Consider the following 15,497-nt stretch of genomic DNA (forward strand, 5'->3'; position numbering starts at 1 on the left):
AGCGCACCTCCTTTTTTTTTTATTCAATAGTTAGCGTTTTCTCAGTTCCAGCCTCCTTTCTACACCATTGTAAACGTATGGTGTTCCTGCGCATAAAATATTCAATACGTCATCGGCGCTACGCTGAAAATCCAGCCTACCCGAGAATTTTTCATTAGACAGATCCAACTGCTGTGTGCTGATCTCTATGTTATAATATTTAGCAATCCGCTGTATAATGAGATCCAAGGACTCACTGTTCACATCAACAAATCCCTCCTTCCAGGACTGAAATTCGGCTGTTTTAACCTCCGATATCAAAAGTTTGTTCTCTTTCAGGTCGTAATTGATCCGCTGCCCCGATACCAGTTGGCGTTCTATTTTATTTAACCAGCTACCCGTTGAGAAGGCAATACTCCCCTCAACCAAAACCGCATAATTACGATCACTATTTGCGCTAGAACTCACATAAAACTCTGTACCTAACACTTTAATATCCATTTTATTGGCATGCACATAAAATGGATGCTTTTTATCATGACTGACATCAAAGTAGGCTTCTCCCTCTAAATAAACTTCCCTCGCATCTCCTGAAAATGCAACCGGATAAATTAACCTTGAATCAGAATTTAACCAAACTTTAGTACCATCAGGAAGTTTGATAACCGAACGCTGTCCATTACCTACAACCAGTGTATTAAAATCATTTGTAGTGGTAATATTTTCCGCCTCATGAGCTGAGGATGCTGAAGCATCAGTGTTTGGCTTTAAGGCCTGATGTTGACCGGTACCGCTCTTTTTACCTACTTGCGTAGCTGCAAAATCCAGTAGCTTATGAGTAGGTGTATTTTGCTGATACAGCCAAATCCCAATACCTGATACGATGAATAGTATTGCAGCAACCTGCAAATACAGCTTCCAGCTAGATAAAAAAGGTTTATTGACGGACCGGAGCGCAATCTTTTCCCATAACTCATCCTTTGCTAATGGGGATAATTTCTCATTCCCTACATGATTTAAAACCTGCTTGATCTCGCCAGCAAATTCACGTTCGCTATGCTCGCTATTGTTCTTTGAATCCATTTGTACTTTTACTAGTACTTACCAGAGTAAAGAACTTGTACTTTATAGACTCCCCTTACGCTAATATTTTGTAAGCATAATTGGCTAGCATTTGTTCTTTCAACTGCTTCACTCCACGATATACCAAAGTACGACAGGTTGCTAAAGAAACATCCATAATCTCAGAGATCTGCTCATATTCAAGTTCGGAGTTGTAGCGCAAATACAAAGCTTCCTTTTGCCTGGCTGGCAATAAGGCTAACTCCGTATTCAATTTCTGTAAGAGTTCCGCTTCATACTCATCATTGGTAATCTGCTCTTCAATACTGGGCGACAATAAAAAAGGGAGTTCAAAGCTATGCTTTACAGTTGCTGCGTTCTTTTTTAGTACGAGGCAAATCTTACGCTTTAAGGAGGTAAATAGATATGATTTTACATTAACTTCAGTCGCCAATTTCTTTCGATACTTATAAAGATCAACAAACAAGTCTTGAATGCCATCCTTAACCATATCAGTGTCATCTGTAAACCTTAATCCAAAGGCATACAGTAGGTCCACAAATTGCTCATACAGCAATTTTAAAGCATTGTCATCTCCATTAATGAATGAAGCCCATAAATCTTTATCTGTGTTTTTAAACATCATTCATCCAGTCCATGTAAACCAGCCGCTACTACTAAATAACGAATTTCAATCCTACAAACCTAATCTTAGCATATAATATATAGTGCAACTCCCTGTTATGAATACATTAAATTTCAAATAAAATCCCCGGCTTTAATATAAAACCGGGGATGCTATTTAATTGAGTTTTTCAATCAGGAAAGTTGAACAATCTGCCCTGTTTTAACCGATTCATCGCATGCAAAAGCAATTCTCAAACTGTTTATGGCATCATCGGTAGGATTCGTTAAATCAATATCCTCCAAAATGGCCTTTAAAAAATGACGTTGTTCGCGATTACAAAGTTCCTGATGATCCGGTTCATCCTTAAGGTCAATCCAGGTATCCGGCCTTGAGAATTTATCATTTCCATCCAGATCAGCATAATGTACCTTGATCGACTCGGTTTTAGTATGCGCGTCTACCTCATCAGATTTACCAGCAGCACTGGCTGCTTTGGCCACTATAGATACCGAGCCTTTTGGACCGATCACATCTTTCACAAAGAAAGCTGTTTCACTCATCATTGGTCCCCAGCCCGCTTCATACCAACCCACAGAACCGTCTTCAAAACGAATTTGAAGCTGTCCGTAGTTATAGTTCCCCACAGGTACGTCATCGCTCAGTCTTGCGCCAATGGCGCTTACCTGTAAAGGTTTCGAACGCGTCATCTGGCACATCACATCAATATAATGAACCCCACAATCTACGATTGGGCTCAGACTTTTCATCAGGTTGCGGTGTACGGTCCATTTTGCACCCTGACTCTGCTGGTTCAGGTTCATTCGCATCACCAATGGTCTGCCCATATCTGATGATAATTCGATAAAACGTTCCCAGGATGGGTGATAGCGTAAAATATAACCGACCAACAATTTCTTACCATACCGCCTAGCTGCATCCGCAACACGTTCTGCCCCTTCAACAGAATCCGCCAATGGCTTTTCTATAAACACATGGGCTCCGCTTTCCATTGCTTTGATGGCAAAAGCCTCATGCGTATCCGGGTAAGTCGAAATGCAGACGGCATCGGGCTTGGTCTGTTCCAATGCTTCGTAATAATCATTAAACAAGGCATAACCACCCCCCAGCTTTTCATTCAACACGACCTTACTGTTACCAGTGGAGACGAGACCAGATATTTCAAAACCATCCAGGGTATGGTAAGCAGTAGCATGAGCCGAACCCATATTACCGCAGCCAACCACCAGTACCCTAAGATTTTTTGTTCCTAACGACATGTTTTCTGATTAAAATTATACGCCTAAGCTCCAACCTTTACGGTATTCGCGTTTCACAAACTGATTCACATCATCAAAGTTTGTCACCCTTAGATTTTCCTTATCCCAAAGTAATTTGATATCTCTTCCCGGATATGTAAAGCCCTTACCATTCTCTTTTGCTTTCTGTACATCTGTACCACGAATGGCCAGATTAGCAATTAAAAGTGTTTCGGTAAGCGGACCTGCAATTTCGAATGGAGAACTCAACTTCATTTTGCCATAACCCGCAATAGCAGCCTCTGCCCATTGCCAATAATGACCATCGACTCCACCTGGCACACGCTCCACACGTTTTTTAGTACGGTCTTCCGCATTTTTAGTCAGGGGTAATAAACGAGGGTTAGCCCCATAGGTATCACACATCATTTTCCCTCTTGTCCCTTCAAAAAGCACGCCGTTAGCACCAAAAGGTTCATTAGGCAATAACTCTTCCGGACGGGCAGGTTTTATACCACCATCCATCCAGTGAATCTGTAAATTGCCTTTGGTCTTTTTAGTTTTCTCAAAGGTCATGATTACATGGCTCGAAGGCGGACAGCTATCAGGGAAATATCCTCTTTTAAATTCATCCACATAAATACTACCTACGCTACATTGCACATCAATTGGTGTATCCAAACCTAATACTCTAAAAGGAGGTTCAACCAAATGACAGCCCATATCGCCTATTGCACCGGTACCATAATCCCACCAGCCTCTCCAGTTAAAAGGAACCAGTTTCTCGATATAAGGCTTGTAAGGCGCACTACCCAACCATAAGTCCCAATCCAGCTCTTTAGGGATTTCGCCATTTGTGGATGGCCATAAAATCCCCTGAGGCCAGGATGGACGATCTGTCCAGCAATACACATTCTCCACTTTACCAATTACACCTGCATCAATCCAATCTTGTAACTGACGCACACCATCACCAGAGGAGCCCTGGTTACCCATTTGCGTAACCACCTGATAACGATTGGCAGCTTCTGTTAATTTACGGGCCTCATAAATATCATGGGTTAATGGTTTTTCTACATATACATGTTTACCCAACTGCATCGCAGCCATTGTGATCATCGCATGGTTATGATCCGGAGTAGAAATCACTACCGCATCAAAGTTTTTACCATCCTTATCCAGCATTTCACGGTAATCTCTGTAGTATTTTGCTTTCGGAAAGCTTTTTACAGAATTTGCGGCTCTCCTATCATCTACATCACATAAAAATGCAATTTCAGATTTACCACCTTTATAAATATTGGCAATATTACTTTGTCCTTTTCCACCTGCACCTACGGCAGCCACCATCAAACGATCACTTGGTGCTAAAAAGCCCCTACCGCCCAATACATGGCGGGGCACGATCATAAATCCTGCGGCCGCCAGTGCTGTGTTTTTAATAAAATTTCTTCTTGAATTATCCGTTCCTGAAGCTTTCTTCTCTTCCGTCATTTCTGATCCCTTTATCATTTTTATTTCGTTTTACTCAAGTCTTTAATTCTGATATTTTTAAATTGAACCGGAGAACCATGACCAAGGAAACCAACATGGCCGCTTTCACGCAATAATCCAGGATGTGGTTTACCATCAGCAGCACCATTCTTTCTAGCCTCAGTGATGTCGGCATCAAGAATCTCCGTACCATTTAAGATCACTTTAATTTTAGGACCTTTAACAATCACCTCCTGGTAATTCCATTCGCCTACAGGTTTTAAGAAACCTCTTTTTGCTGGAATCGTACCGTAAACTGAACCATGGTACTGATAAACATGAAGTTTACTATAAATTGGGGCTTCATTATCGATAATTTGTAATTCCATTCCTTGATAAGCAGCATCACCAGTTAAAGGTGCTCTGATGCCCAAACCATTGTTTGCACCGGGAGTTAACTGAAATTCAAAACGGAATACAAAATCACTATATTCTTCTTTGCTGAATAAATTACCACCAGAACCTTTTCCAGGTTTCGGGCGAATCGCAATGTTGCCATCTTCAATGATATAATCAGTCGTATTTCCTGTCCAGTTGTGCATATTCGTACCATCAAACAATACCTTATAGCCTTCTTTCTTTTCGGCCGCACTTAGCTCAAAAGGTTTTACACGAGGAATTTCTCTGATGTACAAGTCACGGTAAGCAACTGGCGACCCATGTGCCTGTAACTCAATCTGCTCTTCTGCAAAAATCGGCAAGGTCCTGTCCCAGAAGTTTTCAAGGATTACATTGTCAGTTACCAGTACACCATTTAAGTAAACCGTAACACGATCCCCCTTCATCAAAATGCGGAAGGTATTCCATTCATCTAACTTATTGTCGGCAACTGTAAGCGGTTTACTTGGATTTGATTTATTGTTGTACAAACCACCAGAACCTACCTGAGCGCCTACTTTTACACGGGCATTGTCCCAGATCTGTACTTGCGGTGTACCACGTAGATAGATACCAGCATCCCCCTCACCTTTTTTATCATCAATGATTTTCCAGTCAACCAACATTTCAAAATCACCATATTTTTTTACGGTAGCCAGGTTGTTTCCATGGCTCATAAATTGAAGTTCGCCATTTACTGGCTTCCAGCTATCAAGGGCCTCAGCATCCGCTTTTTCCTGAGCAGCAGCCAAAGTTTTGGCATCCATCTTCGCTCTTTTTAGTGGATCGCCAACCAAACCCTTCCAACCAGTAAGGTCGATACCATTAAACATAGATACGAAACCGTCACCCTTCGGCATTTCAGCAAGATATTTACGCATTGCTTCTTGTTGATACTCGCTATCAGCACCTTTAATTGCGCTAATTGTTTTATTTAACAAGCCTTTTACTAAATCACCATTGTACGATTTGTCTGCCAATGCGATGTTCATAACCGCCATAGCCGCAGCTTGCTGTGTTGATGCCTGATCAAGATATCTACCAGCAAACAATAAAGAGTTTAAGCATTTTGCCTGCTCCAGGTCTTTAAGAATTTGTTGTTGCTGAGCCGCTTTTTTGGATACCCCCATAGCCTCCCGCAGTAACAACAACCTTTGTTCAGCCGGATATTTGGCCACTCTCACCAAACGTAAATACCCATCAACAGCCTGGTTAACATAGGCCGCATTAGCTGGCTGACGAGCAATTTTGATCAATTCTCCTACAGCACCAGCATCAGCCCAAGATGATAAAGCCGCCACAGTCGCTTTTTTAGTAACTGCATCACCTGTATTAAAGGCATCAGAAACAGCTTTTAATGATTTTTCCCCACCTAAACTGGCCAGCATTTTATAAAAAAGCACTTTTTTATCTTCCGATGCAGCAGCCATTTGTTGCAACACCATATCCACCTGCTGATCTTTATTATCGCTATCTTTTATTGCAGCAATAATCGCATCCTGCACTTTTGTTAATTCAGAAGGATCCGAACTTTCTTTTAGCAACGTAAACAATTGCGGAAGGTTCTCACTGGTTACGGTTTGCTTAAGCGCAGCAAATGCCGCATTTTTAACCGCCGTATTTTTATTTTTAAGCTGACTATATATCGTATTTAACTGCGAATTTGCAGCTCTAGCAGCCAACACGTTAATTAAAGCAACCTGAACTTCTGGTTTGGCTTTAGGAATAAAAGCAGCAACCTTAGCTACAACTCCATCACCTTTCATTCTTAAGATCGCATTAGAAACCGCTACTACATCCGTAGAATCACCTTTACCAGCTATTTTAAGCAAGCCCGCCAATGCTTCCTCTGCGCCAATTTTACCAGCTGCAGCTATAGCGGCAGACCTTACGTTCTGATCTTTACTTTTATATAAAGCCGAAACAGCAGGAAGGATTGACTTAACTTTACTATCTCCAAGCATGTCCACAATAGCTACTTGCGTAACAGGATCAGCATTTTTAATCTTTTTAATCCAAAGGTTAGCAGTTACAGGCGTAATAGTTGGCAAGGCTAATTTCAATGCCGCAGCACGGTATTTAAATTGCGTATCACTCATTGCAGCTAATAAATACTCATCACTTTGTGCTTTACTAAAATCAGAAACCAATTTAAGGGCCGCAATACGGATGTGTACCTGATCGTCTGCCACTGCTTTTCCAAGTATTTTCTTAGCGATATTGTTTGCTTCTACCTTATTTCCATTGCTCATTAACCTTTCGGCATATAGCAAATAGGAAGCAACAGCATTGGTATTTTCGTATTTAAAACCTGCTTTTTCAGCAGTAGCAGCCAAAACAGCTTCAGAAGAAGGATCAGCTATGTTTGCCAAAGCATACAATGACATTTTAGCCAGGCGCTCATCTCCAGTAGTCAATTCAGCAATTGCTTTCGCAGCTTCTTTGGTACGACTGTCGCCCAAAGTTTCCACAACAGAAAGCTTTGCAGCACCCTTCGCTTTAGCCAATCCAGTCAATAAAGCTGCTTTTGAAGCCTGAGAGTTAATTTTCACCAATGCTCTTGCGGCTGGATCTGCCAGTTGTGCATCCGTTAAATAAGCACCTAAACTAGCTACAGCATCATCTTTACCAACCAACTCCAGTTGACTGATGACAAATGATTTATTTTGTTTATCAGACAACTTATCTAAGGCTTTAACATAGGCGTTTACACTCATTTTTCTCCAGCTTTCCTGCCCAGGCTGACTTACATAAGCAGAAAATCCGCCAATGGCATATTCCAGCAAAGCATTGTTGCCTTTTCCCGGAGCAGTTAATCCAGTAATTAGGGTCAGATAACCATCCTCCCCTAACTGTGCAATTTCCTGCATGTTTCCTTTTAGTTGTTTAGCATCCTTTGCAGGCAATTGTGCCAACAAATCTGCGATACGCGTAGTGATCGTACGCTCGTCTTTATTCCCCTGTGCTTGTGCAAAAACATTGCTCTGTAATAGGACAACCGCTAGCAGGATAAAACATATCTTTTTTATCATTATAGTATGAGTAAAATGTTCGTTTAAATTATTTTAAGGATGAAAATGATTAGATGGTAAATGGTGCACGCATTACTGGGTTGATCAACCTGTTTGCTCCTTCATCATCCACAAATTCCTGCTTAACCGGATCAAATTTCAAGTTCCTTCCTAAACGCAATGCAGCCAATCCAATGTTAATGATGTTACATGAACGGTGTCCGTTTTGCTCATTTAAAGCAAATTGTTGCCTGGTCCTAACGGCTTCAGAGAAATCCGTCATTTGCGGAGCAGGATCAGGGAAAGCGGCTAGTTTACGATCCAAATCAGGAATATCTGATTTAAAACCTGGGTATAGCTTTCCTTTTGGTCCTTCAATATAAGGCACATTGGCATCTTTAGCCTCGCCATCTAAAATAATCTGACAACCGTCAGCATAAGTATATGTTATTCTTCTCCAAATCCCTACTGCATCGGTATGTTGCTGAGGAGCATCGATTTCAACAGAAATCGGATTGGTATCATCTTTACCTAAAAAGTATTGTATCGGATCCAGGTAATGTTGGCCCATATCACTCAAACCACCACCATCATAATCCCAATAGCCACGGAAAGTGGAATGAACACGATGTGTACTATATGGTTTGTAAGGTGCCGGACCTAACCACGAATCATAATCCAACTCAGCCGGAACCGGCTCAGGTGGCAAATTGTCTTTACCTACCCAGAAAAACTTCCAGTCATAGCCTGTATGTCTGCTTACGGTTACCTTTAGAGGCCAGCCCAGCAAACCGCTATCCACTAGTTTCTTAACCGGTTTAACCGTAGTCCCTAAACCGTAAAAATTATCTTTAAAGCGGAACCAGGTATTTAACCTAAAGATGCTGCCATTTTGTTTTACAGCTTCCATCACCCTTTTTCCTTCACCTATGGTATGGGTCATTGGTTTTTCACACCAAATATCCTTCCCCGCATTGGCTGCATCTACAGCCATAATGCCGTGCCAGTGTGGCGGCGTGGCAATGTGTACAATATCCACTTCTGGTAGCTTAATCAATTCCCTGTAGTCGCTAAAGGTTTTAACCCCTTTATCCAACATGGGTAATGCTTTGGCAATGTGTCTTTTATCGACATCGCAGATGGCAACTACCTGAGTTCCATCATATGGAAAATGGTTCCTGCCCATCCCACCAACACCTATAACGGCTTTGGTTAATTTATCACTTGGAGCAATAAATCCTTGTCCACCCAAAACATATCGGGGCACAATGGTAAATGCGGCTACTCCTACCGCAGCTTTTTTAATAAAATCTCTTCTTGTGTTTGGTTGTTGTGGTTCTTCCGGTTTCATATCAATGTGTGTTGAATTCATCTTCATGCCATCCCCAACGTTCATTACATCAGACAATTGCATGGTTAATATTAGGGAGAAATTGTCGAAAACACAAAACATATGTTAATTATTTATATAATAAAAATACTTTTATTATTTTTTAATATAAGTTTCCTACATTTAGCAAAGCAGAGCAATCAAACTAATGAATCTTCGTCTATTAAATAACATAACAGGACCAACGCATGATAAACAGCTGACCCATAAATACCAGCTTGTAAAACATCTTTTTAATTCAGGTCCATGTTCAGTTTCTACTTTATGTCATACTATGAACATGAGTTCACCTAGTATTTTAAAACTGATTAACAGTTTAATTGACGAAGACTGGGTCGAAAAGAAAGGCTATGGCGTATCTATTGGTGGCAGAAAACCCGATCTGTATAGCTTAAAGGATAAAAAAATTCTGATCCTCTGTATTGATATCGCATTGTTCCACACCAAAATAGCCATAGTAGACAATAATTACAATTACATTGTCGAAGCTCAAACCATTGCCTTGCCGATCTCAAAAAGCACAGGATCCGATTTCTTCCATATTTTAAGCAGCCATATCCAGAACATTTTAAAAGATTGTGGCATCACCAGCGACCAGTTAATCGGTTGTAGCGTAGGTATGCCAGGCCTGATTGATTCCGAAAAAGGCAAAAGCTACAGTTATTTTCTTAGCGATATAGCAGACACTTCCCTAACAGCTGAATTTGAAAAAATGCTGAAACTCCCTGTTGTGATCCAAAACGATGTAAACGGATCATCCATGGCAGAATTTACACATGGGATGGCAAAAGGCAAGCAAAACGTCCTGATCCTCTTGATGGATCTGGGTGTTGGACTAGGAATTATTATGGATGGAAAATTAAGAAAAGGTGCCTGTGGTTTTTCGGGGGAACTCGGACACATCCCCTTTGTAGAGAACGGAGCCTTGTGTTATTGCGGAAAACACGGCTGCCTGGAAACCATCGCTTCAGGCAATGCTTTATCAGAAATGGCAAAAGAAGGCATTCTCTCCGGCAAAAATTCGATGCTGAACAAACTCAGCAAAGAGGAACTGCAAAGAATTGAACCCGCTGTCATCATCGAAGCTGCAAATAAAGGCGATCAATATGCCATTCAGCTGCTCTCCAATATCGGCACGCATATGGGAAAAGGAATCGCTATGCTGATCCAGCTCTTCAACCCGGAACTGATCATTTTAAGCGGAAAAATTGCCGAAGCGAAGCAATACATTACCCTACCGATGCAACAAGCCATCAATACCTATTGCATGACCCAGATCAGAGAGCGAACAACAATTGTCTCTTCCGAGCTTGGTGAAAATTCGAGACTTTTGGGCTATGCCACAACAGGCATCGATCATTTTCTGGACACCTACATTAAGAAAATCGGAAAGTCAAAGCCAAAACCTCAGATGTCGTAATGATTATTAGCTTATTATTAGTATAAGCAATCATTTTATATTTTACTTTGTTATTAAATTGTAATAGCAAAAGACATACATGGCATTCATCGATTATTATAAAATTCTAGGCGTTAATAAGACTGCATCATCAGAGGACATTAAAAAAGCCTATAGAAAACTCGCCAGGAAATATCATCCTGATCTAAATCCAAATGATAAAGAGGCGAATAAACTATTTCAACAGATCAATGAGGCGAATGAAGCTCTAAGTGATCCCGAAAAGCGTAAAAAATATGACGAATATGGGGAGCATTGGAAAAATGCTGACCAATTTGAGCAGGCTAAGCAATCGCGAGGAAGACAACAAGCCTATCAAGGCTCTGGAAATCCTTATGGGAGATCTTCTGCTGGCGGCTATACTGCTGGCGGCTATACTGCTGAAGATTTTGGTAGTGGCGATTTCTCTGATTTTTTCGAATCCATGTTTGGTGGCGCAACTGGCAGGCAAGGCCGCAGTCAGGTAAAGTACAAAGGACATGACTATCAGGCCGAGTTAAAACTCAATTTATTGGATGCCTACAAAACCCATAAACAAACCATAACGGTAAATGATAAAACCCTACGCATCACCATCCCTGCGGGTATTGCAGATGGACAAGTCATCAAATTAAAAGGACAGGGCGGTCCTGGTACCAATGGCGGTCCAAATGGCGATCTTTACATTACGATTAACGTAACTGAGCACCCGGTTTTTAAAAGATTAAACGACGATATTTATATCAATAAAGAAATTGACCTATATACGGCGGTCTTAGGTGGCGAGGTAATGGTCGACACCCTTGATGGTAAAGTAAAACTAAAAGTTGCAGCGGGTACCCAAAATGGCACTAAAGTAAGGCTAAAAAACAAGGGTTTCCCCCTTTACAAAAAGGAGGGCGATTTTGGCAACCTGTTTGTCAGCTACATTGTAAAAATACCTACAGCACTTACCGATAGACAAAAAGAGTTATTTGAGGAATTACAAAACCTTGCTTAAAATCTGGAACCATGGAAAAAGAACTAATTGCCATCACCGAATACTGTATTAAATACGATATCGAGCCTTCTTTTATCAGTTCACTCGAAGAATCGGGAATCATTGTCCTAACCAATATTGGCGAAGAAAAATATATCAGTAGCGCTCAACTTACAGAAATAGACCGATACATCCACTTCCACTATGATCTGCTGATCAATATAGAAGGTATTGATGCCATCCGGCATTTACTTGAAAAAGTCAGCCTGATGCAACATGAAATCCATGAGTTAAAAAAACAATTGCAGCTCCATCAACCCTAAATGTTTCTTTTTAAACCGATTAAAAAAAAAGAAACGTAAAATATTATAAATATTCTATATTTTAGTTTTAAATTAACCATTCTTACTCGCTAAATCTCTGAAGATGTTAACTTTAAGATGGGCTTTCAAATAATCAAAACAGGCAGTGGAAATTAACGAATATATAGAGAGTGGAGCCCTGGAGGCCTATTTATTGGGTTCGGCCTCCGAAAAGGAAATCAGTGAATTGTTGATGTTAAAAGACAGACATCCACAACTACAGGATGCTTTGACGCAACTAGAAGAAGATCTGGAGCGGATTGCACAACATGGAGCGATCACTCCACCACCGAAAACCTGGAGCAAAATAGAAACTGAGATTAATGAAATTACCAGGAGGCAAAATTTCACTGGTTTAAAAATAACCAAGGCACCTTCAATTAATGACAATGATAAAAAAGAAAATGCCGGAGAATTTGTTGAAGTGCAAGGCCCATCCAGCCATATGCGCGTTCATAAATTGTGGCGCTGGGTACTCGGGGCAATTTTTGTACTAGGGAAAATATTCCTGGCCTTTGCCATTTACTATTACCTGGAAACCAGGCAAGTGAAACAGGAAATCCAAGAGTTAAAACAAGAACTGAAAAACATTCAGAAAAAGTAAAAGAAAAAAAAGGTGTATCATTATGATACACCTTTTTTGTACGCTATCGTCAAAAAAAATACTATTCAGGCCTCATCGTTACCGTAACCACATTATTAGGCTCCAATATCTCTGTTAAAATCGCCTTCACTTCCTTCGCATCTATTTCATTCAATACCTTCTCCGCGTCCTTGTCATTATTTACACCGTTCTTGGTCGCATAAGTGTACAAAATATGGTGCCAGTAGCCATTATTTGTTGCCCGCTGTATCCGGCTTTTATTCATAAACTCACGACCTTTGGCAAGATCTGCAGCATCTACGCCTTCAACCGATAACCTTTTCAACTCCTGATGAACCACCTTTGTCAGCTCATCCATTAACTTAGGATCTGTCTCAAAAGACACAATCAGCTGCAATTTGGAAAGCGGGTCCTGCACTATAGAAGCTTCAGACATCGTCGAATAAACTCCAGAACGTTCATCCCTAAGCAATTTGTTAAAACGGATGTCTATAATGCCCTGCAAAAGCTGCATCGTTATTGCGCGTCTGAAAGAATATGGAGCCTCACGCGTATATTCAATAAAGGTGGTCGACTTTGGCGTTTCCATTTTCTGCTTAATTTCAATGCTCACAGGTCCTTTAGGACTCCTTTTACCTACATCGCGCCATTCATCGTTGCGATGCGTACCAGTAAGGCCACCAATATACTCCTCAATCATAGGTTTTACCTTAACCAGGTCAATCGCTCCAGTGAAAACGAAAACAAAATCTGCAGGATTACCAAAGGCTTGCTTATGAATGTCTTTCATCTTGCTAAAATCTACTTTATCAATATCATTGGCATCCAAAATCAAATTGCTAGACCTATAATGATGATTGCTTCTAATGTAAGTCACACTATCCTGCAAAGCAGAAAACGGATTCTTTTTACGGGAGACAAGGTTCTCTTTCGTCTTTTTCATATCCATTTTAAAAGCAGCTTCATCAAAGCGGGGCTCTGTAAAATACATATAAACCAATTTCAACATCGTTTCCGCATCCGATGGCGTAGTTGAACAATCAATGCTCTCCGACAACTCCGATAAAAAAGGAGTTACATATACAATTTTACCAGCTAAAGCATTGCTCAGCTCTGTCGAACTCAAATTACCTACTCCCGAAGTCAGCATGGCCGAAGTCAGCAACCTTGCCGAGAAGTAGTCTTTATCATTCATTACAGAATGGCCTCCTTTACTATAGGCCGTCATCATCAGCTCATCCTTTTTATGTGGCGTTGGCAACAAGTATACTTTTGCACCGTTAGCTAAAGTCCATAAAGTAGCGCCAAAGTCAACCTTTTGCTCGCTGATGACTTTACCCGGTTTTGGGGCCGTTTTCGGCTCTAACTTAACCAGCGCTTTATCTTTATAAATTTCAACAGGCAAGGCCGACATACCAGCAAGCTTTTTAACAACCAGCTCGCGCGAAGGAATGCCTGCCGCATCTTCAGTCGAAGTCACTACAGTTGCAATCACATTCTGCGCTGTAAAGAGGCCCTTCAACATCGCATTAGCCTGTGCCAGGGTAAAATTATCCAACACCTGGGTAAATAACTTATAGGACACCTCAGCACTGATCATCGGCGTATTCTCCAAAAAGTTATTCATATAACTTTCTATAAAGTTGTTGTTCGGTTTTTTATCTCTTTCCAGATACGAGCGTTCTAGTCTGCGTTTAAAATTGGCCTTCACCAAGTCCAATTCCCCTTTTGTAAAGCCATATCGTTTAAACCGTTCCGTTTCCGATAGCATCATGTCAAATGCCGGCATAATATTGGCTACCCCTGGCTTAACATCTGCAGACACGCTAAAAACATCCTTATCCGCTACAAAAGAGCCAAAACCATACTGCAACCCCTTAATTGCAAAATCCTTTTTATGGGATAGTTCTTCCCAGCGACTGTTCATCATTGAGGTAATGATGGCATACTGGTAACCCAATGTGTAAGTACTTGGTTTTTGCCTGTCCGCCCACTTTTGCTGTGGATGTTTAAACATTAAGCTTATGGATGATGACGAGGCCTCTTTATCGCTGTATGTTCCGTAAATCAATTCCTTGTTATCAGACAATGGATAAGCAGTTTTCGCTGTAGGGTTTACTGCTTTTGGCAATTTCGAGAACAGCTTTTTAACAGCAGCCTCCATGGCGTCCACATCAAAATCACCTACAATGGCTACTGCCTGCAAATCTGGTCTGTACCATTTGTGGTAAAAGTCCAACAGCTCCTGTTGTTTAAAGCTTTCAATGATCTTCATGTCACCAATTACATTTCTGATCGCATACTTTGAACCTTTAAAAAAGTAGGGAGAAAGGCCCTGATTGATGCGGTAATCTACCCCACCACGCATCCGCCATTCTTCCTTGATTACACCACGTTCAGAATCTACGGCTTCCTTATTGGCGGTAATAGAACCCGACCAGTCAGACAAGACCAGCAAACAAGTATCAATAATTCCTTGTCGGCTAATCGGCACCTGGTTAATCATATAGCGAGTATAATCAGTGGTCGTAGCAGCATTCAGGTTTTCTCCAAACTTCACCCCTATTTTCTCCATGTAATTGGTCATGGATTTACCAGGGAAGTGTGCCAGTCCTTTAAAAGCCTGATGCTCTAAAAAGTGAGCCAGTCCATTCTGATTGTCTTCTTCCTGCATGGCCCCAACAGCATGGAAGATTTGAAAATCAGCAAGTCCCTTAGGATAATTATTATGACGGATGTAATAAGTCAGACCGTTCGGCAGCTTTCCAACCCTAAGTTTCGGGTCTGTAGGCAGTGCTGCGTCAGGTTTAATTTGAGCATAAGTGCCCAGGCCACTCATGGTGATGAGTAGCAGTGCTAAAATTGATTTCATTTTTT

General features: G+C 41.0%; 11 protein-coding genes. 4 read left to right on the top strand and 7 right to left on the bottom strand.

Annotation, left to right across the window (positions count from 1 at the left end; all coding sequences use genetic code 11):
* Window positions 1–30 precede the first annotated feature (30 nt).
* The 6 genes from FBD94_RS08060 to FBD94_RS08085 all read right to left on the bottom strand — a co-directional run bounded on the left by FBD94_RS08060 (window position 31) and on the right by FBD94_RS08085 (window position 9,300).
* Window positions 31–1,062, bottom strand: coding sequence for a FecR family protein (locus FBD94_RS08060; RefSeq protein ID WP_136879822.1), 1,032 nt, complete (start codon window positions 1,060–1,062; stop codon window positions 31–33).
* Between the two features lie 55 nt (window positions 1,063–1,117).
* The gene (locus FBD94_RS08065) at window positions 1,118–1,687 is read right to left on the bottom strand and encodes an RNA polymerase sigma factor (RefSeq protein WP_131611553.1); all 570 of its coding nucleotides are present in this window, start codon (window positions 1,685–1,687) and stop codon (window positions 1,118–1,120) included.
* Between the two features lie 173 nt (window positions 1,688–1,860).
* Window positions 1,861–2,946, bottom strand: coding sequence for a Gfo/Idh/MocA family protein (locus FBD94_RS08070; RefSeq protein ID WP_131611551.1), 1,086 nt, complete (start codon window positions 2,944–2,946; stop codon window positions 1,861–1,863).
* 15 nt (window positions 2,947–2,961) lie between these two features.
* The gene (locus FBD94_RS08075) at window positions 2,962–4,437 is read right to left on the bottom strand and encodes a Gfo/Idh/MocA family protein (protein ID WP_235884409.1); all 1,476 of its coding nucleotides are present in this window, start codon (window positions 4,435–4,437) and stop codon (window positions 2,962–2,964) included.
* A gap of 2 nt (window positions 4,438–4,439) precedes the next feature.
* Entirely contained in the window at window positions 4,440–7,868 is a 3,429-nt protein-coding gene (locus FBD94_RS08080) for a DUF1080 domain-containing protein (RefSeq protein ID WP_136879823.1), read from the bottom strand.
* 49 nt (window positions 7,869–7,917) lie between these two features.
* On the bottom strand, window positions 7,918–9,300 hold the full coding sequence (locus FBD94_RS08085) for a Gfo/Idh/MocA family oxidoreductase (protein ID WP_235884410.1): 1,383 nt from the start codon (window positions 9,298–9,300) through the stop codon (window positions 7,918–7,920).
* 217 nt (window positions 9,301–9,517) lie between these two features.
* Between FBD94_RS08085 and FBD94_RS08090 the strand changes: the two genes are divergently transcribed.
* The 4 genes from FBD94_RS08090 to FBD94_RS08105 all read left to right on the top strand — a co-directional run bounded on the left by FBD94_RS08090 (window position 9,518) and on the right by FBD94_RS08105 (window position 12,620).
* The gene (locus FBD94_RS08090) at window positions 9,518–10,657 is read left to right on the top strand and encodes an ROK family protein (RefSeq protein ID WP_205945333.1); all 1,140 of its coding nucleotides are present in this window, start codon (window positions 9,518–9,520) and stop codon (window positions 10,655–10,657) included.
* Between the two features lie 79 nt (window positions 10,658–10,736).
* Window positions 10,737–11,675 (top strand): DnaJ C-terminal domain-containing protein, encoded by a 939-nt coding sequence (locus FBD94_RS08095; protein WP_136879824.1) that lies wholly within the window; start codon window positions 10,737–10,739, stop codon window positions 11,673–11,675.
* Window positions 11,676–11,686: 11 nt separating this feature from the next.
* Entirely contained in the window at window positions 11,687–11,977 is a 291-nt protein-coding gene (locus FBD94_RS08100) for a chaperone modulator CbpM (protein ID WP_136879825.1), read from the top strand.
* Between the two features lie 145 nt (window positions 11,978–12,122).
* The gene (locus tag FBD94_RS08105; protein ID WP_136879826.1) at window positions 12,123–12,620 is read left to right on the top strand and encodes a hypothetical protein; all 498 of its coding nucleotides are present in this window, start codon (window positions 12,123–12,125) and stop codon (window positions 12,618–12,620) included.
* A 61-nt stretch (window positions 12,621–12,681) separates the two neighbouring features.
* On the opposite strand, the gene FBD94_RS08110 is transcribed toward FBD94_RS08105, so the two are convergent.
* Window positions 12,682–15,492: a M16 family metallopeptidase gene (locus FBD94_RS08110; protein WP_136879827.1), complete on the bottom strand. Its 2,811-nt coding sequence runs from the start codon at window positions 15,490–15,492 to the stop codon at window positions 12,682–12,684.
* Window positions 15,493–15,497 lie beyond the last annotated feature (5 nt).

Origin of the sequence: Pedobacter hiemivivus (genome assembly GCF_005144565.1) — a bacterium.
In the GTDB taxonomy this organism is placed as follows: domain Bacteria; phylum Bacteroidota; class Bacteroidia; order Sphingobacteriales; family Sphingobacteriaceae; genus Pedobacter; species Pedobacter hiemivivus.